The 26,297-nt window shown below is 63.7% G+C and carries 21 protein-coding genes, 1 tRNA gene and 2 pseudogenes; 16 read left to right on the forward strand and 8 right to left on the reverse strand.

What is annotated here, in order from left to right; genetic code table 11:
* The first annotated feature begins 4 nt into the window (after positions 1-4).
* Positions 5-823 carry a symmetrical bis(5'-nucleosyl)-tetraphosphatase gene (locus tag ABKF58_RS07965; RefSeq protein ID WP_482584064.1) on the forward strand — a complete coding sequence of 273 codons (819 nt, stop codon included), beginning with the start codon at positions 5-7 and terminating at the stop codon, positions 821-823.
* Here the strand turns inward: ABKF58_RS07965 and ABKF58_RS07970 are convergent.
* Positions 762-1,529 carry a lysophospholipid acyltransferase family protein gene (locus ABKF58_RS07970; protein ID WP_294863987.1) on the reverse strand — a complete coding sequence of 256 codons (768 nt, stop codon included), beginning with the start codon at positions 1,527-1,529 and terminating at the stop codon, positions 762-764. The two genes, ABKF58_RS07965 and ABKF58_RS07970, sit on opposite strands and share 62 nt — an antisense overlap.
* Positions 1,530-1,624: 95 nt before the next feature.
* Positions 1,625-2,443: a bifunctional DNA-formamidopyrimidine glycosylase/DNA-(apurinic or apyrimidinic site) lyase gene (gene mutM / locus ABKF58_RS07975; protein WP_008952419.1), complete on the reverse strand. Its 819-nt coding sequence runs from the start codon at positions 2,441-2,443 to the stop codon at positions 1,625-1,627.
* 301 nt (positions 2,444-2,744) lie between these two features.
* Here mutM and ABKF58_RS07980 point away from each other — a divergent pair, with 301 nt between their 5' ends.
* From ABKF58_RS07980 to ABKF58_RS08040, 13 genes are all read left to right on the forward strand, one after another.
* Positions 2,745-4,304 (forward strand): tetratricopeptide repeat protein, encoded by a 1,560-nt coding sequence (locus tag ABKF58_RS07980; protein ID WP_482584065.1) that lies wholly within the window; start codon positions 2,745-2,747, stop codon positions 4,302-4,304.
* The gene (lolB, locus tag ABKF58_RS07985; protein WP_482584066.1) at positions 4,301-4,846 is read left to right on the forward strand and encodes a lipoprotein insertase outer membrane protein LolB; all 546 of its coding nucleotides are present in this window, start codon (positions 4,301-4,303) and stop codon (positions 4,844-4,846) included. Before ABKF58_RS07980 ends, lolB begins: the two co-directional genes overlap by 4 nt.
* A 216-nt stretch (positions 4,847-5,062) precedes the next feature.
* Positions 5,063-5,905 carry a 4-(cytidine 5'-diphospho)-2-C-methyl-D-erythritol kinase gene (gene ispE / locus ABKF58_RS07990; RefSeq protein WP_482584067.1) on the forward strand — a complete coding sequence of 281 codons (843 nt, stop codon included), beginning with the start codon at positions 5,063-5,065 and terminating at the stop codon, positions 5,903-5,905.
* Between the two features lie 9 nt (positions 5,906-5,914).
* Positions 5,915-5,989: transfer RNA gene (locus ABKF58_RS07995), tRNA-Gln, on the forward strand.
* A gap of 88 nt (positions 5,990-6,077) precedes the next feature.
* Positions 6,078-7,061 (forward strand): ribose-phosphate pyrophosphokinase, encoded by a 984-nt coding sequence (locus ABKF58_RS08000; RefSeq protein WP_008952423.1) that lies wholly within the window; start codon positions 6,078-6,080, stop codon positions 7,059-7,061.
* A 60-nt stretch (positions 7,062-7,121) separates the two neighbouring features.
* On the forward strand, positions 7,122-7,700 hold the full coding sequence (locus ABKF58_RS08005; RefSeq protein ID WP_014088407.1) for a 50S ribosomal protein L25/general stress protein Ctc: 579 nt from the start codon (positions 7,122-7,124) through the stop codon (positions 7,698-7,700).
* 76 nt (positions 7,701-7,776) lie between these two features.
* A complete protein-coding gene (gene pth, locus ABKF58_RS08010; RefSeq protein ID WP_008952425.1) occupies positions 7,777-8,361 on the forward strand; it encodes an aminoacyl-tRNA hydrolase in 585 nt (194 codons plus the stop codon).
* A gap of 61 nt (positions 8,362-8,422) precedes the next feature.
* The gene (gene ychF / locus ABKF58_RS08015) at positions 8,423-9,514 is read left to right on the forward strand and encodes a redox-regulated ATPase YchF (protein ID WP_482584068.1); all 1,092 of its coding nucleotides are present in this window, start codon (positions 8,423-8,425) and stop codon (positions 9,512-9,514) included.
* A 144-nt stretch (positions 9,515-9,658) separates the two neighbouring features.
* Positions 9,659-10,438, forward strand: coding sequence for a transporter substrate-binding domain-containing protein (locus ABKF58_RS08020; RefSeq protein ID WP_008952427.1), 780 nt, complete (start codon positions 9,659-9,661; stop codon positions 10,436-10,438).
* 101 nt (positions 10,439-10,539) lie between these two features.
* A complete protein-coding gene (locus tag ABKF58_RS08025) occupies positions 10,540-11,199 on the forward strand; it encodes an amino acid ABC transporter permease (protein WP_482584069.1) in 660 nt (219 codons plus the stop codon).
* Between the two features lie 128 nt (positions 11,200-11,327).
* Complete coding sequence (locus ABKF58_RS08030) at positions 11,328-12,470, forward strand: trans-sulfuration enzyme family protein (RefSeq protein WP_482584070.1); 1,143 nt, start codon at positions 11,328-11,330, stop codon at positions 12,468-12,470.
* 136 nt (positions 12,471-12,606) lie between these two features.
* On the forward strand, positions 12,607-13,092 hold the full coding sequence (locus ABKF58_RS08035; protein ID WP_482584071.1) for an HAD family hydrolase: 486 nt from the start codon (positions 12,607-12,609) through the stop codon (positions 13,090-13,092).
* A gap of 93 nt (positions 13,093-13,185) precedes the next feature.
* Complete coding sequence (locus tag ABKF58_RS08040) at positions 13,186-13,962, forward strand: ferredoxin--NADP reductase (RefSeq protein ID WP_482584072.1); 777 nt, start codon at positions 13,186-13,188, stop codon at positions 13,960-13,962.
* A 116-nt stretch (positions 13,963-14,078) separates the two neighbouring features.
* On the opposite strand, the gene ABKF58_RS08045 is transcribed toward ABKF58_RS08040, so the two are convergent.
* The 3 genes and pseudogenes from ABKF58_RS08045 to ABKF58_RS08055 form a co-directional block, all read right to left on the reverse strand.
* Positions 14,079-16,343 carry an arginine/lysine/ornithine decarboxylase gene (locus ABKF58_RS08045; RefSeq protein ID WP_014088400.1) on the reverse strand — a complete coding sequence of 755 codons (2,265 nt, stop codon included), beginning with the start codon at positions 16,341-16,343 and terminating at the stop codon, positions 14,079-14,081.
* A 171-nt stretch (positions 16,344-16,514) separates the two neighbouring features.
* A complete protein-coding gene (locus tag ABKF58_RS08050; RefSeq protein WP_482584073.1) occupies positions 16,515-17,654 on the reverse strand; it encodes a phospholipase D-like domain-containing protein in 1,140 nt (379 codons plus the stop codon).
* 136 nt (positions 17,655-17,790) lie between these two features.
* Positions 17,791-18,252: pseudogene (locus tag ABKF58_RS08055) on the reverse strand (phospholipase D-like domain-containing protein); the annotation flags it as partial.
* Between the two features lie 225 nt (positions 18,253-18,477).
* Here ABKF58_RS08055 and gltB point away from each other — a divergent pair.
* Together gltB and ABKF58_RS08065 are read left to right on the forward strand one after the other, a co-directional pair.
* Positions 18,478-22,927 (forward strand): annotated as a pseudogene (gltB, locus tag ABKF58_RS08060) (glutamate synthase large subunit).
* Positions 22,928-23,047: 120 nt separating this feature from the next.
* Positions 23,048-24,463 carry an FAD-dependent oxidoreductase gene (locus ABKF58_RS08065; RefSeq protein WP_482584074.1) on the forward strand — a complete coding sequence of 472 codons (1,416 nt, stop codon included), beginning with the start codon at positions 23,048-23,050 and terminating at the stop codon, positions 24,461-24,463.
* Positions 24,464-24,975: 512 nt separating this feature from the next.
* Here the strand turns inward: ABKF58_RS08065 and ABKF58_RS08070 are convergent.
* The 3 genes from ABKF58_RS08070 to ABKF58_RS08080 are packed head-to-tail and all read right to left on the reverse strand — an operon-like array spanning position 24,976 to position 26,292.
* On the reverse strand, positions 24,976-25,854 hold the full coding sequence (locus ABKF58_RS08070; protein ID WP_482584075.1) for a WavE lipopolysaccharide synthesis family protein: 879 nt from the start codon (positions 25,852-25,854) through the stop codon (positions 24,976-24,978).
* Positions 25,800-25,991 (reverse strand): WavE lipopolysaccharide synthesis family protein, encoded by a 192-nt coding sequence (locus ABKF58_RS08075; RefSeq protein WP_482584076.1) that lies wholly within the window; start codon positions 25,989-25,991, stop codon positions 25,800-25,802. Before ABKF58_RS08075 ends, ABKF58_RS08070 begins: the two co-directional genes overlap by 55 nt.
* Positions 25,972-26,292 carry a cupin domain-containing protein gene (locus tag ABKF58_RS08080; protein WP_482584077.1) on the reverse strand — a complete coding sequence of 107 codons (321 nt, stop codon included), beginning with the start codon at positions 26,290-26,292 and terminating at the stop codon, positions 25,972-25,974. Before ABKF58_RS08080 ends, ABKF58_RS08075 begins: the two co-directional genes overlap by 20 nt.
* Positions 26,293-26,297 lie beyond the last annotated feature (5 nt).

A 26,297-nucleotide genomic window follows, 5' to 3' on the forward strand; every position in this document is an offset into this window, starting at 1 on the left:
AACCATGGCAACCTACGCAATCGGCGACATTCAGGGCTGTTTCGGCCCGTTCCAGCAACTCCTGCGCCAGATCGAATTCAACCCCGGACGCGATACGCTCTGGCTCACCGGCGACCTGGTCAATCGCGGCCCCGAGTCGCTCGAAGTGCTGCGCTGGGTGTTCCGCCACCGCCAGCAGGTGCAGATCGTGCTGGGCAACCACGACCTGCACCTGCTGGCGGTGGCCGAGGGCTTCGGCAAGGTGCGCTCCGACGACACCCTGCTCGACATCCTCAACGCCGGCGACGGCAAGCTGCTGCTCGACTGGCTGCGCTGCCAGCCCTTGATGATCGAACAGCAGGGCTACGCCATGGTGCATGCCGGCCTGTTGCCGGAATGGACCGTCGACCGTGCCATGGGGTTGGCCGAAGAAGTGGAAGACTGCCTGTCCGGGCCGCGTTACCGCGACTTCCTGTCGCGTCTCTACGGCAACAAGCCGACGCGCTGGAGTGACGAGCTCAAGGGCATCGACCGGCTGCGGCTGGTGGTCAACGCCATGACGCGGATGCGGCTGGTGACGCGCGACGGCGAGCTGGACCTGGCGTTCAAGGGCGAACTCGACAAGGCGCCCGCCAACCTGCTGCCGTGGTTCGACGCGCCGGGGCGGCGCAGCGCCGGCACCCCGATCATCTGCGGCCACTGGTCGGCGCTCGGCCTCTACGTCACCGAAGACATCCTCTCCATCGATACCGGCTGCCTGTGGGGCGGCAGCCTGACCGCGCTCAGGCTGGAGGATCGGCAGGTGTTCTCGCTGCCGTGTCCGGCCGAGCAGGCGTTATCCTGAGCCCACGCACGATCTCGTCGCGTGCCGCCTCGGCCAGCTCGAAGCGGGTCGGCTCGCGGCTGGTGCCGGCGGCGCTGATGCGGCTGCCGTAACGCAGCTCCACCCGCATCGCCGGGGTGGCCAGGATGCTGCGCAGGCTTTCCATGAAGGTGGTGTCGCCGGCGTAGGCGGCGGCGGTGCACGGCGTGTCGTGCGGCGTGCGGTAGCTCAGCGCCACCGGCTGCACCGTGCCGCGCGACTGGCGCACCGATTCGAACAGCGAGGCCTTGAACGGCAGCAGCACGCTGCCGTCCGAGGTGGTCGCCTCGGGAAACACCGCCATGCAGCCGCCGTTCTCCAGCGCCCGCGCCAGGTGCTGGTTGACGCGGCTGGCATCGCGCCGGTTGTTGCGGTCGATGAACACCGTGCCGGCGCTGGCCACCAGCCAGCCCGCCACCGGCCAGCGCTGGATCTCCCGCTTGGCGACGAAGCGCGACACCGTCGAGCTGTTCAGCACGAAGATATCCAGCCACGACACGTGGTTGGCCACCAGCAAGGTGTTGTTCGGGTAGAACCCGGGCGAGTCGCCGGACACCTCCACCGTCACCCCCAGAATCTGCAACAGCTTGCGCGACCAGCGCTGCGTCACCACGGCGCGCTCGGCGTAGGCCAGGCGCGGGAAGCGGGTGGCGACGATGATCAGGCCGATGGCGATGTGCCATCCCATGCGGGCCAGACGGAAACAGCGGGTGGGCAGCGAAGTAGGGCGAGTCGGGCGCATCGGCAACGGCGAGGATGGGGAAGGAAGGCGATGCTCCGACTCTACCATGGCTGGCAATGCGGACAGTAGTAGGAACTCCGCTGCCCCTGGCGAATCTGACGTATCAATGAGCCGCAGGTGTGGCAGGGCTCCTCGGCGCGACCGTACACCGCGTAAGTCTGCTGGAAGTAACCGGGCTTGCCGCTGGCACCGACGAAGTCGCGCAGCGTGCTGCCGCCGGCCTCGATGGCGCGTGCCAGGATGCTCTTGATGGCCGCGGCCAGGCGCTCGCAGTCGGCATGGGTCAGGCGGCGTGCGGCACGCCCCGGACGGATGCCGGCCTGGAACAGGGACTCGTTGGCGTAGATGTTACCCACCCCCACCACCACATGATTGTCCATCAGCAACTGCTTGATCGACGTCGTGCGCCCGCGGCTGGCGCGGTACAGCGTGTCGGCGTCGAACGCGTCGCCGAGCGGCTCCGGTCCCAGCGCCGCCAGCAGCGGGTGGAACTCCACCGGCCCGATGTGCCACAGCATGGCGCCGAAGCGGCGCGGGTCGCGATAGCGCAGCGCGGTGCGCCCGTCCAGGATGAGGTCGATATGGTCGTGTTTTTGCGGCGGCGTGTCGGCCGCCACCAGCCGCAGGCTGCCGGACATGCCAAGATGCACCAGCAGCGTGCCGCTGGCGAACTCCAGCAGCAGGTATTTGGCGCGGCGGCGCACCGCCAGTACCGGCAGGCCGCTGAGGGTCGCGGCCAGTGCCGGTGGCACCGGCCAGCGCAGGCGTCCCTCACGTACCACGACGTCGGTGATGGTGGCGCCGGTGAGATGTGGCTCGACCCCGCGCCGGGTGGTTTCCACTTCAGGTAATTCTGGCATGTTATTCCACGCTCCACGGCCATCAATAATATCAATGAGCGTGGTATTCTACGCTTTCGCCGGGTCAAGATTCCATGCACATGAAACCGTTAAACCGAACCCTTCCCCTCCTCCTGGTGCTGCTGCTGTCCGCCTGCGCGGTGACTCGTCCGCCTGAACGCAGCGCGGCGCCGGCCACCCCCAGGCGGAGGCGACGGACAACGCGCCCGACGACGACAGTGCCGACGCCGCCAAGGCCGAAGCCACCGCGGCCGACGCCGGGCTGCCCAAGGTCGAGCTCGACAGCCACATCCTGTTCGGCGTGCTGGCCGGCGAGATCGCCGCCCAGCGCGGCGCGGCGGGGGCGTCGGCGGTTACCTATCTCGACCTCGCACGGCAAACCCGCGACCCGCGCCTGGCGCAGCGTGCCGCCGAGTTCGCGCTGTTTTCCGGCCAGCTCAAGGTCGCCTCCGAGGCGCTGACGCTGTGGGTCGAGCTCGACCCCGACTCCGACATCGCGCGCGAACAGCTGCTGATCACCCTGCTGCGCTCCGGCAAGCTGGCCGAAAGCCGGCCCCTGGTGGAAGAGCTGCTCAAGCGCGAGCCGGCACGCGCCGGCGCCGTCTTCGTGCAGCTGGCGCGGCTAACCGCGCTGCAGGGCGACAAGCAGGGGGCCTACCAGCTGATCCAGCAACTGGCGGAGCGTTACCCCGATCTGCCGGAAGCACGCTTTGCGGTGCTCGCGGTGGCGGCGGAGGTCGGCAACGAGAGCGTAGCCGAGCAGGAACTCGACCGCCTGGCGCGCATCGCCCCCAAATGGGATCTGCCGGTGGCTTGGCAGACCGACCGGCTGCGCCGCAGCGACCTCAACGTCGCGATTGCTTTCCTGAAAAAAGAGCTGGACCGGCGCCCCGACGCCGGGCTGGAGCTGAAAATGGCGTATCCGCGCCTGCTGGTCGGCGCCAAGCGTTTCGACGAAGCGCGCCGCGCCTTCGAGGTACTGCTCCAGACCCAGCCCAAGAACGCCGAGTTGCTGTACGGTGCCGGCCTGCTGGCCTTGCAGCAGCGTGACCTGCCCGTGGCCAAGCGGCACCTGGAGGCGGCGCTGACGGAAAAGCACCCCGAAAGCGACTTCATCCGTTACACCCTCGGCCAGTTGGCCGAAGAGCAGGACGACGTACCCGGCGCCCGGCGCTGGTACGAAGCGGTAGGGCAGGGCGCGCAATACCTGCCGGCGCAGGGGCGTCTGGCCGAGCTGGACGCCGCCGCCGGCAACCCCGACGCCGGCATCGCCCGGCTGCAGAAGCTCGAGATCGGCGGCACGGGCCGCGCCCAGGTGGTGCTGGCGCAGTCGCAGATCGCCCGCGAGGCCAAGCGCTACGACCTGGCGCATGCCCTGTTGAGCCAGGCGTTGCAAGAAGCCCCGGGCACCCCGGAGCTGCTCTACGAACGGGCGCTGGTGGCCGATCTGATGGGCAACGTTGAAGGCGCCGAGAGCGACCTGCGCGCCTATCTCAAGGAAAAGCCCGACGACCCGCAGGGACTCAACGCCCTCGGCTATACCTTGGCCAACCGCACCACGCGCTATCAGGAAGCCTTGGGCCTGATCCAGAAAGCCCTGCAGGCCGAGCCGGACAACCCGATGGTGCTCGACAGCATGGGCTGGGTGTTGTTCAAGCTGGGCCGTCTCGAGCCGGCGCGCGAGCACCTCGAGCGCGCCTTCGCGGTGTCGCCGGACGCCGAGATCGCGGCGCATTACGGCGAGGTGCTGTGGCAGCTCAACCGCCGCGATGAAGCGCGTGCGGTGTGGCAGAAGGCCACCGGTAGCGAATCCGGCCTGGAAATGCTGAAGAACACCGTGCACCGCCTGGAGCAGCCATGAGCCGTTGGCTGGCACTGGGCCTGTGCGGCCTGCTCTTGACCGGCTGCGCCACGCGCGACGTCGCGTTCCGGCCGCAAGCCGAGGCGACCCGGCCGCGCGATACCCCGTTTTCGATCTCCGGCCGGCTGTCGGTCAAGGCCGACGGCAAGGGGCAGGTCGCCAACTTCGACTGGAATCACGATGCCGTGCGCGACCAGCTGTCGATCAACAGCCCGATCGGCTCCACCGTGGCGCGCGTCGAGCGCGACGAGAGCGGCGTGACGCTGCAGGCCGACGGCAAGACCTACCAGGCGGCGGACGTGGAAAGCCTGACCCAAGAGGCGCTGGGCTGGCCCTTGCCGCTCTCCAATCTCGCCTGGTGGATTCGCGGCCAGGCTGCGCCGGACTGGCCGCAGAACGTCTCCGCCGACGGTGTGCTGCACCAGCAGGGCTGGTCCATCCGTTTCGTCAGCGACGCCGATCAGCCCGGCCCGTACCCGAAGCGGGTCGAAATGGAGCGCGACCGGCTGTCGATCCGCCTGGTCGTGCACGCCTGGCGCTGAGGATCGCGCCATGGTCTTGCCGCGCAATCCCCGGGAGCTTAGGTGTCGCTCTGCGCGTGCGTGGCTCCGGTGGAAATTCGCGCCGCCATGATCCTCCGGTATTCCATACCCATTCCGGTGCCAGTGCCGTTTATCGCCCTCTAGAGGGCGGCGCGCGACCGACCCTGAACCGGTTCTGAGTTTTCTCCATAATTCCGTTTTTCGAGTTCTTCCGATATGACCGCCGTCTTCCATGCCTATCCGGCTCCGGCCAAACTCAATCTGATGCTCAAGGTGGTGGGGCGCCGCGCCGACGGCTACCACCTGCTGGAAACCGTGTTCCGCTTCATCGACTACAGCGACACCGTCGAGCTGGCCGTGCGCGACGACGGCGTGATCGAGCTGCTGAACCCGATCGACGGCGTGCCGGCCGAGCGCGACCTGACGGTGCGCGCGGCACGCCTGCTGCAACAGCACAGCGGCACCTCGCTCGGCGCCTCGATCCGCCTCACCAAGCGCATTCCGATGGGCGGTGGTCTGGGCGGCGGCAGTTCCGACGCCGCCACCGTGCTGCTGGCGCTCAACGCGCTGTGGCAGACCGCTGTGCCGCGCGAAACCCTGATGCAGCTGGGCCTGAAGCTGGGGGCCGATGTGCCGGTCTTCATCTTCGGCCGCAACGCCTTTGCCACCGGTATCGGCGAGGAACTGACCGAGCTGGAGCTGCCGGAAAAGTGGTACGTGGTGTTGCATCCGGGGGTGCATGTGCCGACTGCTGAAATTTTTTCGTCAGAACTGTTGACAAGGGATTCCGGTATCAGCATAATGCGAATCCTCGAAACAACGCAGCAACGACGAAACGACTTGCAGCGGGTTGTAACGAGTAAGTATCCAGCGGTAAACGAAGCGTTAAGCGAGCTTGAGAAATACGGTTCGCCGCTGATGACAGGCTCCGGAAGTTGTGTTTTTCTGGAGTGCGATTCGGAAATCGAAGCCGATAAAGTTTATAAGACGCTGTCGCAGAAGTACAACGGATTTGTCGCAAAAGGCCTTTCGGTTCACCCGTTGTTCGACAGTATCTAGCCCAGTTACTGGGGAGTCGCCAAGTGGTAAGGCACCGGATTTTGATTCCGGCATTCGTAGGTTCGATCCCTACCTCCCCAGCCAAGAATCTCTACAATATAGAGAACGAGAAAAAAAGCGTGTAAGTTTCCCTTACACGCTTTTTCTTTATTCAGCTAAGGCATAACGAGTTATGGCGGCATACGACAGTTTGATGGTTTTCACCGGGACCGCTAACCCGGAACTCGCCCAGAACGTGGTCAAGCATCTGGACATCTCGCTCGGCCGCGCCGACGTGGGCAAGTTCAGCGATGGCGAGGTGGCAGTGGAGCTGCTCGAAAACGTGCGCGGTCGCGACGTGTTCATCCTGCAGTCCACCTGCAACCCGACCAACGACAACCTGATGGAAATCCTGACCATGGCCGACGCGCTCAAGCGCGCCTCCGCCGGTCGTATCACCGCCGCAATCCCGTACTTCGGCTACGCCCGCCAGGATCGCCGTCCGCGTTCCGCGCGCGTGCCGATCTCCGCCAAACTGGTCGCCAACATGCTGACTTCGGCCGGCATCGACCGCGTGCTGACCGTCGACCTGCACGCCGACCAGATCCAGGGCTTCTTCGACATCCCGGTGGATAACGTCTACGCCACCCCGGTGCTGCTGAAGGACGTCCGCTCGCAGCGCATCGAAGACCTGATCGTGGTGAGCCCGGACGTCGGCGGCGTGGTGCGTGCGCGCGCCATGGCCAAGGCGCTGAACACCGACCTCGCGATCATCGACAAGCGCCGTCCCAAGGCCAACGTGGCCGAAGTCATGAACATCATCGGCGACGTCCAGGGCCGTACCTGCCTGATCGTCGACGACATGATCGATACCGCCAATACCCTGTGCAAGGCCGCTTCCGCGCTGAAAGAGCGCGGCGCCCAGCGCGTGCTGGCCTACGCCACCCACGCCATCTTCTCGGGCCAGGCCATCGATCGCATTGCCAATTCCGACATCGACATGGTGGTGGTGACTGACACCATCCCGTTGTCGGCGCAAGCCAAGGCCTGCCCGAACATTCGCGTGGCCTCCATCGGCGGCCTGCTGGCCGAGACGCTGCGCCGCATCAACAACGAAGAGTCGGTGTCCTACCTCTTCAACGAGGACCTGGTTTCGACGGGCGCCTGCCTGCCGTAAACATCGCGGCGGCTGGTCGCGGCCGCTGCGGTGCCATTCACTTGAACTGGAGTTTTACTCATGTCTTACGAACTGATTGCTGCCAAGCGCGAACAGCTGGGTACGAGTGCGAGCCGCCGCCTGCGTCACGCTGGCAAACTGCCGGCCGTGGTATACGGCGCCAACACCGAAGCGGTTTCCGTGGTGCTGGAACACAACCCGGTTTACTACGCGCTGAAGGAAGAAGGCTTCCACACCGGCATCCTGAACCTGGTGATCGACGGCGAGAAGCAGGCCGTGCTGCTGCGTGACTACCAGATGCACCCGTACAAGCAACTGGTACTGCACATGGACTTCCAGCGCGTCGACCTGAACGAAAAGATGCACGTCAAGGTACCGCTGCACTTCGTCGGCGCCGATGCTTCCGAAGCCGTCAAGCTGCAAGGCGCCAAGATCTCGCACGTGCTGACCGAAGTCGACGTGCGCGCTCTGCCGGCCCAACTGCCGTCCTTCATCGAAGTGGACCTGTCCGCCATCCAGGCTGGCCAGACCATTCACCTGTCCGACCTGAAGCTGCCGGAAGGCGTGGAAATCACCGCCCTGGTGCGCGGTGGTGACCAGGCTGTGGCCTCCGCCAGCGGTGCCGCTGCCGCCGAGTAATTCCGCGGTCGTGCACGATCAAGCTCGTTGCGTTGCCTGACGGCCTCGCAACGGGCTTTTTTATTGGAATGCAATCATGTCCGGGATTCGATTGATCGTCGGGCTGGGCAACCCCGGCCCGGAGTACGAGAAAACCCGTCATAATGCCGGTTTCTGGCTGGTCGACGAACTGGCCTGGCAGCACAAGGCGGCGCTGAGAGGCGAAGGCAAGTTCTTCGGCGAAGTGGCGCGCGCGCCGCAGCCGGGCGGCAGCGACCTGTGGCTGTTGAAGCCGATGACCTTCATGAACCTGTCCGGCCAGGCGGTGGCGGCGCTGGCGCGCTTCTACAAGATCGCCCCGGAGGAAATCCTGGTGGTGCACGACGAGCTCGACCTGCAGCCGGGAACCGCCCGCTTCAAGCAGGGCGGCGGGCACGGCGGCCACAACGGCCTGAAGGACATCATCGCCCGCCTCGGCACGCCGAATTTCTGGCGCCTGCGGCTGGGCATCGGCCACCCCGGCGAGCGCAGCGAGGTGGTCGGCTTCGTGCTGAAGAAGCCGCGCAGCGAAGAACAGGGCGCCATCGAGGACGCCATGGCGGCGGCGCTCCGGGTATTGCCGCAAGCCATTGCCGGCGACATGCCGGGCGCGATGAAAACCCTGCATACCGCCGCCAAGTAATTTTCCGGCCGCAAGCCTGCTTCGGCCAACCTTTGCAAAGATTTTCGAGAGGAACGCAGTCATGAGTCTCCAGTGCGGCATCGTCGGTCTGCCCAACGTCGGCAAGTCGACCCTCTTCAATGCGCTGACCAAGGCCGGCATCGAAGCGGCCAACTATCCGTTCTGCACCATCGAGCCCAACGTCGGCATCGTCGAGGTGCCGGACCCGCGTCTGGCCGAGCTGGCCAATATCATCAACCCGCAGAAGATCCAGCCGGCCATCGTCGAGTTCGTCGACATCGCCGGCCTGGTGGCGGGCGCCTCCAAGGGCGAGGGGCTGGGTAACCAGTTCTTGGCTAACATCCGCGAGACCGACGCCATCGTCAACGTGGTGCGCTGCTTCGACGACGACAACGTGGTGCACGTCGCCGGCAAGGTCGACCCGATCTCCGACATCGAAACCATCGGCACCGAACTGGCGCTGGCCGATCTGACCACGGTGGAAAAGGCGATCCAGCGCGATGGCAAGAAGGCCAAGTCGGGCGACAAGGACGCGATCCGTCTGATCGCGGTGCTGGAGAAGGTGCGCACGCACCTCGACCAAGGCTTGCCGGCGCGCTCGCTTGGCCTCGACGCCGAAGAGCAGGCGCTGTTGAAGCCGTTCTGCCTGCTGACCATCAAGCCGGCGATGTACGTCGCCAACGTGGCCGAGGACGGTTTCGACAACAACCCGCACCTCGACAAGCTCAAGGCGCTGGCCGACAAGGAGGGCGCTCCGGTGGTGGCGCTGTGCGCGGCGATCGAATCGGAAATCGTCGAGCTCGACGACGCCGACAAGGCCGAGTTCCTGGCCGAGATGGGGCTGGAAGAGCCGGGCCTGAACCGCCTGATCCGCGCCGCCTACAAGCTGCTCGGCCTGCAGACCTACTTCACCGCCGGGGTGAAGGAAGTGCGCGCCTGGACCATCCACGTCGGCGACACCGCGCCGCAAGCGGCCGGGGTGATCCACACCGACTTCGAACGCGGCTTCATCCGCGCCCAGACCATTTCCTACGACGACTTCATCGCCTGCGGCGGCGAAGCCAAGGCCAAGGAAGCCGGCAAGATGCGTTCCGAAGGCAAGGAGTACGTGGTGAAGGACGGCGACGTGATGAACTTCCTGTTCAACGTCTGAGGCGGCCGCCCGCCTGCGCCGAAGACCGTCATCCCCTCGGGTGGCGGTTTTTTTCTTGGCGCGGGCTAGGCAATGCCGTTGGGGATTGTTATAGTTCTGCGTGTTATGTTGTTTCTTTAATTTGAAACTAAAGGTTATATTAAAATGAAGAAACTGATCGCTCTGCTGGCCCTGATCGGCGCCACCTCGCACGCCTTCGCCGCCGACCTGCTCGACACCGTACAACAGCGCGGCACGCTCAAGATCGCGCTGGAAGGCACCTACCCGCCGTTCAACTTCAAGGACAAGGACCAGAAACTGGCCGGCTTCGAGGTCGACCTCGGCACCGCGCTGGCGCAGAAGCTCAAGGTGAAGCCGGAATTCACCACCGGCGAGTGGAGCGGCCTCCTGGCCGGTCTGCAGGGCGGCAAGTTCGACGTGGTGATGAACCAGGTGTCGATCACCGACAAGCGCAAGGAAGTGTTCGACTTCTCGCAGCCGTACACCATCTCCAGCGCCCAGCTGATCGTGCGCAAGAACGAGAAGCGGGTGTTCAAGTCGCTGGACGACCTGAAGGGCCTGAAGATGGGCGTGACCCAGGGCAGCAACTACGCCGACATGGTCAAGGCGCAGGGCGGCATCGAGTCCAAGTTCTACCCGTCGGCCGCGGAAATCTTCCAGGATCTGGCCTCCGGCCGCATCGACGCCGCGATCAACGACAGCCTGCTGATCCCGTTCGCCATCAAGGAAGCCAAGCTGCCGCTGAAGGCCGGCGCCGCGGTGGGCACGACCACGCAGATGGGCATCCCGTTCGCCAAGGGCAACCCGAAGTTCAAGGCCGCCATCGACGGCGCGCTGACCTCCTTGCACAAGGACGGTACCTTCAAGAAAATCTCGGTGAAGTGGTTCGGGATCGACGTGTCGAAGGCCCCGGGCGGGCGCTGAGGCGCGGCGTGACGCCGGGCTGAGGCCGCGGCCGTCTGCCGGACGGTCGAACTGGACGCCCCCGCGGCTTGCGGGGGCGTCGCTGTTTTTGAGGATGAGCGATGGAATGGCTTGAACTGGCGCGGCAGGCGCTGCCGGTACTGATCAAGGGGACGGGGTACACCGTGTTTTTTGCGCTCAGCACCATGGTGCTGGGCCTGCTGCTGGGCTTTGTCGTGGCGCTGGTGCGCATCGCCCGCGTGCCGCTGTTGGCGCCGCTGCTGGCGCTCTACGTCAGCGTGATGCGCGGCACGCCGCTGCTGGTGCAGATCTTCGTGATCTATTACGGTCTGCCGTCGGTCGGCATCGAGTTCGAGCCGGTCACCGCCGGGGTGCTGTCGCTGACGCTGAACGTGGCGGCCTACCTGTCGGAAAGCCTGCGCGGCGCGATTGCCGGGGTCGAGCGCGGGCAGTGGGACGCGGCGCAGTCGCTGGGGCTGAACTGGTGGCAGGCCATGCGTTTCGTGGTGGCCCCCCAGGCGCTGCGGCTGGCGGTGCCCAGCCTGGCCAACAGCCTGATTTCGCTGATCAAGGACACCTCGCTGGTCTCGGTGATCACCGTGTCCGAGCTGATGATGGCGACCAAGGACGTGATCGCGCAGACCTTCCAGCCCTTGCCGCTGTACCTGATGGCGGCGGCCATCTACTGGGCGATGAGCGCGCTGTTCGAACAGGTGCAGAAGCGCCTGGAGCTGCGCCTGGCGCATGCCTACCGTCGCTGAGCACGCTTTGCTGAGTTAAACAAACCGACGCCGGGGCTTCCCCGCCGTCGCCGGCGAAGCGCGCCGGCGTACGGTGGTAAGCTCACGGCCATCTCTGAATCACGGGACGCGATACGCGCAGGCTCTCCATGAAATTCGCCACCAAGACCATCCACAGCGGCTACGACCACCACCAGCACAACCGCGCGCTGATGCCGCCGGTGTACCAGACCTCGGCCTTCGCCCACGACCATGTCGGCGAGGCGCTGGAGTTCGGCTACGCGCGCACCGGGACGCCGACGCGCGCGGCGCTGGAAGCCTGCTTTGCGGCGCTGGAAAACGCCACGCACGGCTTCGCCTTCGGCAGCGGCATGGCCGCCATCGACGCCGTACTGCGCGCCACCTTGCAGCCGGGCGACGAGGTGCTGGCGGTGGCCGACCTGTACGGCGGCGCCTACCGCCTGCTCACCAAGGTGATGGCGCCGGCCGGCATCACGGTGCGCTTTGCCGACCTCACCGACCCGGCCAGCCTGGCCGGCGCGCTCACCCCGGCCACCAAGCTGCTGTGGCTGGAGTCGCCGACCAACCCGCTGCTCAACCTGGTCGACATCGCCGCGCTGGCGGTCATCGCCCACCGGCACGGCGTCAAGGTGGCGGTCGACAACACCTTCGCCACGCCCTATCTGCAGAACCCGCTCGATCTGGGGGCCGACATCGTGATGCACTCCGCCACCAAGTATCTGGGCGGCCACTCCGATGTGCTGCTCGGGCTGGTGGCGGTGAAAGACGCCGAACTGGCCAAGTCGATCAAGTTCATCCAGAACGCCACCGGCGGCGTGCCGGGTCCGCAGGACTGCTTCCTGACGCTGCGCGGCATCAAGACGCTGCACCTGCGCATGGAGCGCCACTGCGACAACGCCGAGCGCGTGGCCGCCTTCCTGGCCTCGCACCCGGCCATCGAGAAAGTGTTCTACCCCGGCCTCGCCGATCACCCACAACACGAGCTGGCGCGGCGCCAGATGCGGCGTTTCGGCGGCGTCGTCACGGTCTACCTCAAGGACGACAGCCGTGCCGCCGCCAGCCGCGTGGCCGAGCGCCTGCAGTACTTCCTGCTGGCCGAATCGCTGGGCGGGGTGGAGTCGCTGGTCAATCATTCCTACACCATGTCGCACGGCGGTATGCCGCCGGAACAGAAGGCCGCCTTGGGCATCCGCGAGGGTCAGCTGCGTTTCTCGGTCGGCATCGAGGACATCGACGACCTGCTGGCCGACCTGGCCCAGGCGCTGGCCTGACGCGGATGAGCCGATCCGCACGGCACCGCACTCCGGTCCGGGTGATGCCGGCCAGGGAACGGACGCGCGGTGCGAGTCGGCCCGGCTGCGCCCGTGACGGGCTCTTCGGCCAACCTGCGCGCGAGCGGAGTGGGCGATGAACCGTCCCCTCCATCTACTGTTCGACTGGGGCGACACGCTGATGGCCGACCTGCCGGGGCAGGCGGGCAGCATGTGGCGCTGGCCCGAGGTGCGCGCCATGCCCGGCGCGTCCGACACGCTGGCGGCGCTGGCCGGGCGCTTGCCGTGCCACGTCGCGACCAACGCGGCCGAATCGAGCGCCGACGACGTGCGCCTCGCGCTGGCGCGGGTCGGTCTGGACGACCTGGTCGGACGGGTGTTCTGCCGCCGCGAGCTGGGCCTGGCCAAATCCGACCCGGCGTTCTATCGCCGCATCGCGGCCGAGCTGGGGGTGGCGCCGCCGCAGCTGTGGATGATCGGCGACTCGCTCGCCAACGACGTGCACTCGGCCCGGGCAGCCGGTCTCACCGCCATCTGGCTCAATGCCGCTGGTGCAGCGCCGCCGCCCGGCGTACAGGCGATCGTGGCGCTGCCGCAACTGCTCGAGCTGCTGGCCGGCTGAGTCTTGCGCGTCCCTTCGGCCAACCTCGCTGGCATAAAGTAGGGGCTTACGGTAATATCCGAGTAAAATAGTCGGACATTACGGAGAACCGCCATGCCAGCTCCCGCCGCGAAGTACACCGCCGAGCGCATCCTGTGGAAACATCACTGGACCGACCGCTTGATCAGCTTCCGCCTCAGTCGCGATCCCGCCTACCGCTTCACCCCCGGACAGTTTGCCCGGCTCGGCCTGCAGATCTCCGAGACCGGTTTCGTCTGGCGCGCCTATTCCATCGTTTCGGCGAGCTGGGACGACTACCTCGAGTTCTATTCCATCGTGGTGCCTGAAGGGGAATTCACGCCGCGCCTGGCGCGTCTTGAGGTCGGCGACCAGATCCTGGTCGACAAGACCCCGAACGGCTTTTTCACCACCGACCGCTTCCCCGACGGCGAAGACCTGTGGCTGCTCGCCACCGGCACCGCGCTCGGGCCCTACCTGTCCATCCTGCACGAGACCGCAGTTTGGCAGCGCTTCCGTCACATCGTGCTGGTGCACAGCGTGCGCGAGGCGGCGGAGCTGAGCTACCAGGCCGAGATCGCGGCGCTGCGGCAACACCCGCTGTGGGCCGAGCACGGCCATAAGCTGCACTACCTGCCGGTGGTGACGCGCGAAACGCTCCCCGACACCCTGTCGCAACGCATCCCGGCGATGCTGGCCGACGGCACCCTGGAGCGCGCCGCCGGCGTGACGCTGTCGCCCGAGCGCTCGCGCCTCATGATCTGCGGCAGCCCGCAGATGGTCGAAGACACCCATCGCCAGCTCAAGGGCATGGGCTATGCCTTGAGCCGGCTGTCGGCCCCGGCCCAGCTGGCGCTGGAGAATGGCTGGTAAGCGCCGGGCGGTTCGCCAGCGTTCCGGCCAGACGCCGGGGTGCCCCCGTCCCGGCCGGCATAAAACAAAACGGCCTCCCGCAGGGGAGGCCGTTGGTTTTCCGTGAGTGCGGCGGCTTACTGCTTAACGCAATCCACGCAGTACACCTTCTTGCCGTTCTTTTCCATCGCCACCAGGCCGTGCACGTCGGTTTCGAAACCCGGCAGCTCGCCGTTGAACTCCTGGGCGAAGCGCAGGTAGTCGACGATGGTGCGGTTGAAGCGTTCGCCCGGGATCAGCAGCGGGATGCCCGGCGGGTACGGCGTCAGCAGCACCGAGGTGACGCGGCCTTCCAGTTCCTCTACCGGCACGCGCTCGATCTCGCGGTGCGCCATCTTGGCGAAGGCGTCGGCCGGGCGCATCGCCGGCTCCATCTCGGACAGGTAGATCTCGGTGGTCAGGCGCGCGATGTCGTGCTTGCTGTACAGCTGGTGAATGCGCTGGCACAGCTCGCGCAGGCCGACGCGCTCGTACTGCGGGTACTTGGCGACGAACTCCGGCATGATGCGCCACATCGGCTGGTTCTTGTCGAAATCGTCCTTGAACTGCTGCAGCAGCGAGATCAGCGTGTTCCAGCGGCCCTTGGTGATGCCGATGGTGAACATGATGAAGAAGCTGTACAGGCCGGTCTTCTCCACTACCACGCCGTGCTCGGTCAGGTACTTGGTGACGATAGCGGCCGGGATGCCCATCTCTTCGAAGCTGCCGTCCACGTCCAGGCCCGGGGTGAGGATGGTGGCCTTGATCGGGTCGAGCAGGTTGAAGCCTTCCTCGATGCCGGCAAAACCGTGCCAGCGCTCATCCGGCTCCAGTTCCCAGTCGGCCGGATCGCAGATGCCATCATCGGACAGTTCGTTCGGACCCCATACCTTGAACCACCAGTCGTGGCCGTACTCCTCGTCCACCTTGCGCATGGCGCGGCGGAAGTCCAGCGCTTCCACCAGCGATTCCTCCACCAGTGCCTGGCCGCCCGGCTGCTCCATCATCGCCGCCGCCACATCGCAGCTGGCGATGATCGCGTACTGCGGACTGGTCGAGGTATGCATCAGGTAGGCCTCGTTGAACCAGGCCGTATCGAGCTGGCGGTTCTGCGGGTCCTGCACCAGAATCTGCGAGGCCTGCGAAATGCCGGCCAACAGCTTGTGGGTGGACTGGGTGGAGAAGATCATCGAGTCCTTGCAACGCGGCCGGCCCTCACCGATGGCGTGGAAATCGCCGTAGAAGTCATGGAAGCTCGCATGAGGCAGCCAGGCTTCATCGAAGTGCAGGGTGTCGACCTCGCCGTCCAGCATGCTCTTGATCTCCTCGACGTTGTACAGGATGCCGTCGTAGGTGGACTGGGTGATGGTCAGGATGCGCGGCTTGGCGCCCGGGTTCTTTTCCAGCGCCTCGCGCGCGAACGGGTTGGCCAGAATCTTTTTCTTGATGTTGTCGAGCTGGAATTCGGACTTCGGAATCGGGCCGATGATGCCGTAATGGTTGCGCGTCGGCATCAGGAACACCGGGATCGCCCCGGTCATCATGATGGCGTGCAGGTTCGACTTGTGGCAGTTGCGGTCCACCAGCACGATGTCGCCGGCGGCGACGGTGGAGTGCCAGACGATCTTGTTCGAGGTCGAGGTGCCGTTGGTGACGAAGAACAGGTGGTCGGCGCTGAAGATGCGCGCGGCGTTGCGCTCGGACGCGGCGACCGGGCCGGTGTGGTCCAGCAGCTGGCCCAGCTCGTCCACCGCGTTGCACACGTCGGCACGCAGCATATTCTCGCCGAAGAACTGGTGGAACATCTGGCCCACCGGGCTCTTCAGGAACGCCACGCCGCCGGAGTGGCCCGGGCAGTGCCAGGAATAGGAACCGTCGTGGGCGTAATGCACCAGGGCGCGGAAGAACGGTGGCGCCAGCGTGTCCAGGTACGATTTGGCTTCGCGGATGATGTGGCGCGCCACGAACTCCGGGGTGTCCTCGTGCATGTGGATGAAGCCATGCAGCTCGCGCAGGATGTCGTTCGGGATGTGGCGCGCCGTGCGCGTCTCGCCGTACAGGTAGAGCGGGATATCCGGGTTGCGGCGGCGAATCTCGGCCACGAAGTTGCGCAGATTGGCCAGCGCATCCAGCGCCTCTTCCGGCGTGCCGGAGCCAAACTCCTCGTCGTCGATCGACAGGATGAAGCCGGCGGCGCGGCTCTGCTGCTGGGCAAACGACGTCAGATCGCCGTAGCTGGTATAACCCACGACTTCCATGCCTTCCTTCTCCATCGCAGCGGCCAGCTCGCGGATGCCGGAGCCGCTGGTGTTTTCGGAACGGAAGTCTTCGTCGATGATGACGATGGGGAAATGGAAACGCATGCCTGTGTCCTCATACACGGCGTACCGGAACGTCACCGGCACGCTGGGATAAAGGGCGCTTAGCACCGCGGTACGCATGGGATTGGTAGGGGGTGTTCACCATCGTTTTGTCACTGCGGACGCACGACGCTAAACCCGCCCTTTGGCAATCGTTTCGCCAGCCGGCTTAGGTCAACCCGAAAGAAAAGCGCGTAGTGTAGCGGATAATCGTGAACAATGTTGCACTACGGAAAGCGTGTTTTTACGCGCCTCGCCGCCACGCCGGATCACGCTGGCCAAGACCCTCCGCACTGGGCTGGCAGGGGGCGGAATCGACCGTGCAACGGGCCTTTCAGCCCTCCGGGGGCGGTTTATCGTCAGACTCCGGATGAGGCTCCAAGGTGCCCGGCGGCTGTCGCTTTTTTTCCACCGCGCCCGGTACAGCCCCAGCGCCTTCAGCACCACCGCCCCGCCCGAGAGCAACAGCAAGAGCGCCAGCGGCCCGGCGATCAGGTAGGGAAACAGGGCGCTGACCAGGGCCAGCAGTAGCAGCGCGGCGCCGATGGTCAGGAAGGAGCTGGCTTCGCTGGCTTCCACGGTGCGCGTGCCGCGTACCGCCGCCCCCAGCGCATCGCCGATGCGCGCCGCCTGGCGCGCGGCCGCCGAGGCACCTAACGCCGCGGCGCCCGGCTTGGGTAACAGCAGGCTCTGGTAGTCGCGCTGGCGCGGCCGGCTCAGCACCGGGCGGTGGCGGTGTGCCGACAGTAGCACCTCGGTGGCGTGCTCCAGGTCGTCGAGAAACTTGTCGGCGAGCTTGCCGGCGATCTCCTCGTCCTCCACGGCCACATCGATTTCGCGGTTGGCAAGCCAGCTCGACAGGTTCAGGTTGGACGAGCCCAGGCGCGCCCAGCGTCCGTCCGCCACCGCCGTCTTGGCGTGGATCATCGGTCCGTCCCACTCGAACACCCGCACCCCGGCTTCCAGCAGCGGCCGGTACAGCGTGCGCGACACCGTGGCGATCCAGCCGATGTCGCTCGAGCGCGGCACCAGCAGGCGCACGTCGACGCCATCCTTGGCCGCGTTCTGCAATGCCGTCAGGTAGGTGCTGGTGCCCATGAAATAGGCATCGGTCAGCCACAGCGAGCGGCGCGCGAAGCTGGCGATCAAGAGGTCCAGCCGCATCAGGTTGGCGGTGGCCGGGGTGGTGGCGATCAGCCGCGCCGCCACGCTGCCGCCGATCATGCTGCGGCTCGCCTGGCGCAGCGATTCGTCCAGCGCGTCGCCGCAACTGGCCCAACTGTCGGCGAAGGCGTCGATAGCATCCTGTAGCACCGGGCCGCTGAGCCGTGCACCAGTATCGCGCCACGGCTCCCCCCTTGGCCGGTTTGCCCTCCCAGCGCGAGCTGATGCCCAGCCCGGAGATGAACGCCTCCGCCCCGTCGACGATGATCAGCTTGCGATGGTTGCGCCCCAGCGGACTGCTGCCGCCCGACAGGCTCGGCCGGTTGTAGGTCCGCACCTCGGCGCCGGCGGCCTGCAGGGGCTTGAAGAAGCCGCGCAAGTGCGCCTTCCAGCTGCCCAGCCAGTCCACCAGCAAGCGCACCTGTACCCCCTTGGTGGCTTGCTCGATAAGGATTTCCCGGATACGTTGGCCGAAGCTGTCGTCGGCGAAGATATAGATTTCGATCAGGATCGAATCGCAGGCTCCCGACAGCGCCGCCTCCCAGGCCGGGAAGTTCTCGCGGCTGTCGAAAAGCAGGTCAATGGTATTGCCATTGATCAGCGGCGCGCCCGCCGATCGGGCGAATGCCTGGTCAGCCAGCTGCCGGACGAAATCCAGGGCGGCGGGGGAGGGTTTAGAGCTGGGCATGGCCAGATTGTATATTGTCAGACATATCGTGAACCAAGGTGATGCACGTGCACCACGCATGGCACCAAAATGGTGCTTTTTGTGTCGTTTATATGAAAATCCGTGTCACAAAGATGAAAAATAATTCTTTGAAAAAATCCGGATTTTCCAATTTTTTTGTCAAAAAAACTGCGTAATGCTTTGATTTAAAAGTAATTATGCGCCGCACAAAAAGCGGTTGCAGGAGGGCGCGCCTTGACCTTAGAATCAAAGACATTCGCTTCACATTATAATCAGGTAGATGGTATGGAAAGACAGCAATGGCTGCAGGGCACCTTGTACCGCCCGGATTTCGAGCAGGATAGCTGTGGCTTTGGTTTGATCGCCCAACTGGAGGACAAACCGAGTCATTGGCTGGTGCAGACCGCAATTTCCTCGCTCGCCAAACTGACCCATCGCGGTGCGGTGGCTGCCGACGGCAAATCGGGCGACGGTTGCGGCCTGTTGTTCCGTAAACCCGACGGCTTCCTGCGCGAAGTCGCCCACGAGGCCGGCATTGCCCTCAAGGCGAGCTACGCCGCCGGTCTGGTGTTCCACCATCCGGAGCAGGAGCAGGGCCAGCGCAGCCTGCGTCGCCTGAAAGAGTTCCTCGAAGCGCAGGAACTCGAAGTGGCCGGCTTCCGCACCGTGCCGGTGGACGTCTCGGCTTGTGGCGAATACGCCATCAAGACCCTGCCCTCCATGGTGCAGGTGTTCGTGAACTGTCCGTTCGGCATGGACGACGCCAGCTTCCAGCGCCGCCTGTACATGGCGCGCCGCCAAGCCGAGAAGGCCAACAAGGCCGAAGACGGTTATTTCTACCTGCCGACCCTGTCGCCGCACACGCTGTCCTACAAGGGCCTGGTCACGCCGGAAAACCTGCCGAAATTCTTCCTCGATCTGCAGGACGAGCGTTTCGAGGCCAGCCTGGCGGTGTTCCACCAGCGCTTCTCCACCAACACCTGGCCGCAGTGGAAGCTGGCTCAGCCGTTCCGCTTCCTCGCCCATAACGGCGAGATCAACACGGTTCAGGGCAACCGCTACTGGTCCAAGGCGCGCGAGCGCATCATGTCGACGCCGCACCTCGACATGGACGCCATCCGCCCGATCGTGCAGACCGACGGCTCCGACTCGATGAGCCTCGACAACATGCTCGAAGGCCTGCTGATGGGCGGCATTCCGCTGTTCCGCGCGCTGCGCCTCCTAGTGCCGCCGGCCTGGCAGAACGTCGACTCCACCGACAAGGACCTGCGCGCCTTCTACGAATTCAACTCGATGCACATGGAGCCGTGGGACGGCCCGGCTGGCATCGTGCTGACCGACGGCCGCTACGCCGCCTGTCTGCTCGACCGCAACGGCTTGCGTCCGGCGCGCTGGGTGCTGACCCGCGACAACATCCTCACCATCGCCTCCGAAGTGGGTGTATGGGACTACAAGCCGGAAGAAGTCGTGCGCAAGGGCCGCGTCAAGCCGGGCCAGCTGTTCGCCGCCGACCTCACCACCGGCGAACTGTTGATGCCGGAAGACATCGATGCCCAGCTGAAGAGTGCCAAGCCATACCGTCAGTGGATCAAGGACAGCGGCAAGTATCTCGAGCTGTCGATTGAGGATGACTCCTCCCTCGAAGCGATGCCGAAGGACGAGCTGCTCAAGTATCAGAAGCTGTTCAACGTCAGCTTCGAAGAGCGCGATCAGGTGCTGCGCGTGCTGGCCGATGACGGCCAGGAAGCCATTGGTTCCATGGGTGACGACACCCCGATGGCCGTGCTCTCGCAAAAGGTCCGCTCGCCGTTCGACTTCCTGCGCCAGCAGTTCGCCCAGGTCACCAACCCGCCGATCGACCCGATCCGCGAAGCGGTGGTGATGTCGCTCAACACCGTGTTCGGTCCCGAGCGCAACATGTTCGAAGAGAGCGCCGAGCACGCCAAGCGTCTCGAAGTGCGCTCGCCGGTGCTGTCTCACGAAAAGTTCGTGCGTGTCACCACGCGTCCGGAAAGCTACCTCAAGTCGACCTCCTTCGACCTGTGCTACGACCCGTCCGAGGGCGGCCTGAAGGTGGCCATCGAGCGCCTGTGCCAGCACGTGGTGGACGCCGTGCGCGAGGGCACCGTGGTGGTGGTGCTGTCCGACCGCACCCTCGGTGACGGCCGCCTGCCGATCCATGCTCTGTTCGCCACCGGTGCCGTGCACCACGCTCTGATCGATACCGGCCTGCGCTGCAAGAGCAATATCGTGGTGGAAACCGGCACCGCGCGTGACGCACACCAGATTGCGTGCCTGCTGGGCTATGGCGCGACCGCCGTCTACCCCTACCTCGCCTACCAGATCATCGCCGAACTGGTGCAGTCGGGCGAGGTCGAGCTGAAGACCAACGAAGCGCTGCAGCACTACCGCAAGGGCATCAACAAGGGCCTCTTGAAGGTGCTGTCGAAGATGGGGATTTCGACCGTTGCCTCCTACCGCGGCGCGCAGCTGTTCGAAGCCGTCGGCATCCACGAGGAAGTCGTCGAGCTGTGCCTGAAAGGCACCGTGAGCCGCGTCTCTGGCGCCAATTTCGAGGACTTCGAAGACGACCAGCAGAAGCTGGTTCGCCTCGCCTTCAACCCGATGCGTTCGATCACCCAGGGTGGCCTGCTGAAGTACGTGCACGGCGAGGAATACCACGCCTACAACCCCGACGTGGTGATGCAGCTGCAGAAGGCAGTGCAGAACGACGACTACAACGCCTACCTGAAGTACGCCGAGCTGGTCAACGAGCGTCCGGTGGCGATGATCCGCGACCTGATGCAGCTCAAGCTGGCGGACAACCCGATCCCGCTTGACGAAGTCGAGTCGGTCGAGTCCATCGTCAAACGTTTCGACTCCGCCGGTATGTCGCTGGGCGCGCTGTCGCCGGAAGCACACGAGGCACTGGCCACCGCCATGAACCGCCTCGGCGGCCGCTCCAACTCCGGTGAGGGGGGCGAAGACCAGTGCGCGCTACGGCACCGAGAAGATGTCGAAGATCAAGCAGGTCGCCTCCGGCCGCTTCGGCGTCACCCCGCATTACCTGGTCAACGCCGAAGTGCTGCAGATCAAGGTGGCGCAGGGCGCCAAGCCGGGTGAGGGCGGCCAGCTGCCGGGCGACAAGGTGTCACCGCTGATCGCCAAGCTGCGTCACTCCAAGCCCGGCATCAGCCTGATTTCGCCGCCGCCGCACCACGACATCTACTCGATCGAAGACCTGGCCCAGCTGATCTTCGACCTGAAGCAGGTCAACCCCGACGCGCTGGTGTCGGTGAAACTGGTGGCCGAACCGGGTGTCGGCACCATCGCCGCCGGCGTGGCCAAGGCCTACGCCGACCTGATCACCATCTCCGGCTACGACGGCGGTACCGGCGCCAGCCCGCTGACCTCGGTCAAGTACGCCGGCACGCCGTGGGAACTGGGCCTCTCCGAAGCCCAGCAGGTGCTGCGCGCCAACGGCCTGCGCGGCCGCGTGCGGGTGCAGACCGACGGCGGCCTGAAGACCGGCCTCGACGTGGTCAAGGCTGCCATCCTCGGTGCCGAATCGTTCGGTTTCGGTACCGGCCCGATGGTGGCGCTGGGTTGCAAGTACCTGCGGATCTGCCACCTCAACAACTGCGCAACCGGCGTCGCCACGCAGGAAATGAAGCTGCGCTCCAAGTACTTCATCGGCCTGCCGGAAATGGTGATGAACTACTTCCTGTTCATCGCCCGCGAAACCCGCGAGTGGATGGCCAAGCTCGGTGTGCGCTCCATGGAAGAACTGATCGGCCGCATGGACCTGATGGGTCTGTTGCAGGGCCAGAGCGAGCGCCAGCAGCGTCTCGACCTGTCTCCGCTGCTGAACCAGGGCTCCATTCCGGACAGCGAACCGCGCTTCTGCGTCGATGACCGCAACCCGTCGTTCGACAAGGGCGAGTTGGCCGAAGCCATCGTCAAGGATGCCCTGCCGGCGATCCAGGCCAAGCAGATGCTGCGCCTGGAGTACCCGATCGAGAACATCCACCGCTCCATCGGCGCCCGTCTGTCCGGGGAAATCGCCAAGGCGCACGGCGCGGCCGGTCTGCCGGAAGGCTGTCTGACCGTCAAGTTCACCGGCTCGGCCGGTCAGAGCTTTGGCGTCTGGAACGCGCCCGGCCTGCACCTGGAAGTGGAAGGCGACGCCAACGACTACGTCGGCAAAGGCATGGCCGGTGGCCGCGTAGTGGTCTACCCGCCGAAAGGCGCGGCATATAAGTCGCACGAGTCGATCATCATCGGCAACACCTGCCTGTACGGTGCCACCGGCGGCCAGCTCTACGCGTCCGGCGTCGCCGGCGAGCGCTTCGGGGTGCGCAACTCCGGCGCGCTGGCGGTGATCGAAGGCGCGGGCGACCACTGCTGCGAATACATGACCGGCGGCTGCGTGATCTCGCTGGGCGAAACCGGCTACAACTTCGGCGCCGGCATGACCGGGGGCTTCGCCTTCGTCTACGACCCGAACGAACGCTTCGCCTACCGCTACAACAACGAGCTGGTGGACATCCACCTGATCAACGGCGAAGCCATGGGTATGTACCGTGCCTTCCTGCTGGACAAGCTGGCCAAGCACGTCGAATTTACCGGTTCCGATATCGGCCGCAACATGCTGGAAAACTTCGACGACTTCGTCGACTACTTCTGGCTGGTGAAGCCCAAGGCCGCCAAGCTCGATAGCCTGCTGAAGGATTGATGATTGATCATGGATGGGGCCGATGCCCCATCCCTTCGGCACCAGCACTGAATCACACAGATATGATAGTTAGTGGGCGGCGTGCGGAAGCACGCCTTGCCCCGGCAAGAGGAAGCCACCATGGGTGACGTATTCCAATTCATGACGCTCCCGCGCAACCCCGGCGACAAGGTCGAGGCGGCGGCGCGCAAGATCGAATTCAAGGAAATCTACCGGCCGCTGAACAGCGCCGATGCAGCCGAACAGGCCGGGCGTTGCCTGTCCTGTGGCAACCCCTATTGCGAATGGGAATGCCCGGTACACAACTTCATTCCCAACTGGCTGAAGATGGTCAACGAAGGTCGCCTGTTCGAAGCGGCGGAACTGTCCCACAAGACCAACAGCCTGCCGGAAATCTGCGGCCGCGTCTGTCCGCAGGACCGCCTGTGCGAAGGCGCCTGCACCCTTGAACAAGGCGGTTTCGGCGCCGTGAGCATCGGCTCCATCGAGAAGTACATCACCGACGAAGCCTACAAGGCGGGCTGGCGCCCAGACATGTCCAAGGTGGTGTGGACCGACAAGAAAGTCGCCGTTATCGGTGCCGGCCCGGCCGGCCTCGGCTGTGCCGACGTGCTGGTACGCAACGGCGTCAAGCCGGTGGTGTTCGACCTGTACGAAGAAATCGGCGGCCTGCTGACCTTCGGCATCCCCGAATTCAAGCTGGAAAAGAGTGTGGTCAAGCGTCGCCGCGAGATCATGGAGGGCATGGGCGTTGAGTTCCGCCTCAACACCGAGATCGGTCGTGACGTCCAGATCGAAGAACTGCTGGAACAGTACGACGCCGTGTTCATGGGGATGGGCGCCTACAAGTACATGAAGGGCGGCTTTGACGGCGAAAGCCTGCCGGGCGTGCTGGAAGCGCTGCCGTTCCTGGTCAACAACGTGCGTCAGCACCTGGGCACCCTGCCGGTCGACGAGACCCCTGTCTCGATGAAGGGCAAGCGCGTGGTGGTGCTGGGCGGTGGCGATACCGCCATGGACTGCAACCGCACCTCCATCCGCCAGGGTGCCGAGCGCGTGATCTGCGCCTATCGCCGTGACGAGGCCAATATGCCGGGCTCCAAGCGCGAAGTCGGCAACGCCAAGGAAGAGGGTGTCGAGTTTCTGTGGAACCGTCAGCCGTTGGGCATCGAGCAAGCGGCCGATGGCAGCCTGCGCCTCAAGCTGGCGGAAACCCGCCTCGGCGCCCCGGATGCCAAGGGCCGCCGCAGTGCCGAGCTCGTGCCGGGCAGCGAAGAAGTGCTGGAGTGCGACCACGTCGTCATCGCCTTCGGCTTCCAGGCCGAAGCCGCCGACTGGTTCGAGCGCCACTCTATCGCCGTAGACGAGCGCGGCCGCACCCTGGCCTCGGGTCGCGCCAAATACAAGTACCAGACCAGCAACGCCAAAATCTTTGCCGGCGGCGACCAGGTCCGCGGCGCCGACCTGGTGGTCCGTGCCGTCTTCGAAGGCCGTCAGGCCGCCGAAGGCATGCTGGAATACCTGAAGGTCTGGTAAGACAGCGAATTGTTCGACCTAGCTTACAACCCGCCGCAAGGCGGGTTTTTTTATAGGCAAAATTTACCTACCAAGAGCTCCAAGGCTGCTATCGATAGGAGGGGTAGTGTTCCTGAGTTCGACAGTACGCACCTCTTTTTTCCTGATTTTGCCCCGTCAGCCTAGGTTCTGTTGACGTATTGCCGCCCGTCTAACGTAACCACAGCAGCGTGGCGGCAAACGACAGGATACCCATGAAACTCAACTTCTTTTCTCGAGTCGACAGAAAATCCGGCGATAATGCTTCAGCTTGCTGAACATGCATTCCTCAACGTGCCGCTCTTTGTTGAGCCACCAATTGCACGAACGCTGTTCTTTGCGATTCGCTTTGGCGGGAATCACTGCCTCCATCTGATGGGCTTGTATCCAGGCCAGCAATCCGTCGGCAAGACAGCAGTGCATTGGCCCGGATCCCTCGGCGTTTGCTAAATGGAGCATCACACTCAAGGCATCAAGTGGGGTCGTTCGCCGCGCTAAACCCTATCTGGATGAACTACTCCTTTAAGACTTCTGTATATATGTCTTAGACATTTAGCAAGACTTGGCGAAAAAAAAGACAGATAAACATTCAGAGTTGATAGGAGGTGGGAAAGTCTAAAAATTGATATCACGTATTTATTCAACAGCAGGAGGAAGTACCGTTTTTTTCTTCCTGGACTTATCTGCAAAACAGACAAGTCTTTAGTTGATAACAAAGTGTCTCGGCCAAGAAATGCCTTATGAAAGCGGTCCGGATAAATTATTCCACTCTGTGCAGAGTCTATAATATGAAAATTGTGCGCCAATACATTTTCCCAAATATAGAAATTCCTAAAGCTGGTATCGCAAGGGTAATTTATCTTAACGGCGCAGCCAAGCCTATTTAGCCATCGAATTATAAGTGTTTGTTCTGGCACTTCTCTAAAATTTGAAGGTCCACAGTAATTGCCAAAGATCCTAAGCTTTCTCTCTGATTTCAATACGATATCGGAGAAGCCAGCGGGGTCATACTGCCACAGAGAAAGCATGTCCTCTTTACGGCCGAACTGTATTAAATCTGAAATATGAAAAAGGAATGGAACCTTGAGGTGATCTCGTACAAAATAGCTGCTTACAATAATTTTTGATTTCAGATAAGTATATTTATTTTCATCCGTTGGGATGTTCAATAGCATGATGGGACTGACGAGCAGGTGATCAGCCCTCATCTTCAGTACAAATGGCCGTGAAGCAGCTTGCAGACCAGCGCTTGTACTAAGCATTTGTCGCTCAACGTTATTCCGGTTCCCATTTATATCGGTCAATGGATCTATTGGGTTTAGGTATATGACTTTGTCAACAGAGCCTTCAGGGGTGTTATTTTCCCCCTCCATGTCGCTACAATAATTTCTGCCCCAGGGAGGCTATCTTTCAAAGATTTGATACATTCATCGAATCTATCACTTATAGGTCCTTGGATTACAACAGAAACCTCTTCTGGTATAACTTTCCTATTCGACATATTTATCATTTAAAACCCCTGGCATCTTAACAACAACGGTAACCACATCTTCAATGGCAAAGAAATCAGTCTTTTCACCCGGTTCAATGACGATAATGTCACCTGGTTTGTATATTGTGCCATTCATCTCCGCTACACCTGAAATAATTACCGTTACTTCTGTAGCAACCTTATGGTAATGAGAATCTTCATGGTCACCTTCTTGATAACTCTTAACACCAACTTCGCAGGCCTCAGTGCTTAAAACTGCAGGAGCAAACGCCCCAATGAACCAGCCTTTCTTCATTTCATTAAGTTTGAAAATTTTCATGTTTC

The sequence above is a fragment of the Pseudogulbenkiania sp. AW2-16 genome (assembly GCF_056824575.1).

Excerpts from the sequence above, each read along its gene's own strand:
- pth (WP_008952425.1), top strand. The coding sequence starts at position 7,777 with ATGTCCGGGATTCGATTGATCGTCGGGCTGGGCAACCCCGGCCCGGAG.
- ABKF58_RS08040 (WP_482584072.1), top strand. The coding sequence starts at position 13,186 with ATGCCAGCTCCCGCCGCGAAGTACACCGCCGAGCGCATCCTGTGGAAA.
- lolB (WP_482584066.1), top strand. The coding sequence starts at position 4,301 with ATGAGCCGTTGGCTGGCACTGGGCCTGTGCGGCCTGCTCTTGACCGGC.
- ABKF58_RS08045 (WP_014088400.1), bottom strand. The coding sequence starts at position 16,343 with ATGCGTTTCCATTTCCCCATCGTCATCATCGACGAAGACTTCCGTTCC.
- ABKF58_RS08030 (WP_482584070.1), top strand. The coding sequence starts at position 11,328 with ATGAAATTCGCCACCAAGACCATCCACAGCGGCTACGACCACCACCAG.
- ispE (WP_482584067.1), top strand. The coding sequence starts at position 5,063 with ATGACCGCCGTCTTCCATGCCTATCCGGCTCCGGCCAAACTCAATCTG.
- ABKF58_RS08065 (WP_482584074.1), top strand. The coding sequence starts at position 23,048 with ATGGGTGACGTATTCCAATTCATGACGCTCCCGCGCAACCCCGGCGAC.
- ABKF58_RS08035 (WP_482584071.1), top strand. The coding sequence starts at position 12,607 with ATGAACCGTCCCCTCCATCTACTGTTCGACTGGGGCGACACGCTGATG.
- ABKF58_RS08070 (WP_482584075.1), bottom strand. The coding sequence starts at position 25,854 with ATGGAGGGGGAAAATAACACCCCTGAAGGCTCTGTTGACAAAGTCATA.
- ychF (WP_482584068.1), top strand. The coding sequence starts at position 8,423 with ATGAGTCTCCAGTGCGGCATCGTCGGTCTGCCCAACGTCGGCAAGTCG.
- ABKF58_RS08000 (WP_008952423.1), top strand. The coding sequence starts at position 6,078 with ATGGCGGCATACGACAGTTTGATGGTTTTCACCGGGACCGCTAACCCG.
- mutM (WP_008952419.1), bottom strand. The coding sequence starts at position 2,443 with ATGCCAGAATTACCTGAAGTGGAAACCACCCGGCGCGGGGTCGAGCCA.
- ABKF58_RS07970 (WP_294863987.1), bottom strand. The coding sequence starts at position 1,529 with ATGGGATGGCACATCGCCATCGGCCTGATCATCGTCGCCACCCGCTTC.
- ABKF58_RS08005 (WP_014088407.1), top strand. The coding sequence starts at position 7,122 with ATGTCTTACGAACTGATTGCTGCCAAGCGCGAACAGCTGGGTACGAGT.
- ABKF58_RS08075 (WP_482584076.1), bottom strand. The coding sequence starts at position 25,991 with ATGATAAATATGTCGAATAGGAAAGTTATACCAGAAGAGGTTTCTGTT.
- ABKF58_RS08020 (WP_008952427.1), top strand. The coding sequence starts at position 9,659 with ATGAAGAAACTGATCGCTCTGCTGGCCCTGATCGGCGCCACCTCGCAC.
- ABKF58_RS07965 (WP_482584064.1), top strand. The coding sequence starts at position 5 with ATGGCAACCTACGCAATCGGCGACATTCAGGGCTGTTTCGGCCCGTTC.
- ABKF58_RS08025 (WP_482584069.1), top strand. The coding sequence starts at position 10,540 with ATGGAATGGCTTGAACTGGCGCGGCAGGCGCTGCCGGTACTGATCAAG.
- ABKF58_RS08080 (WP_482584077.1), bottom strand. The coding sequence starts at position 26,292 with ATGAAAATTTTCAAACTTAATGAAATGAAGAAAGGCTGGTTCATTGGG.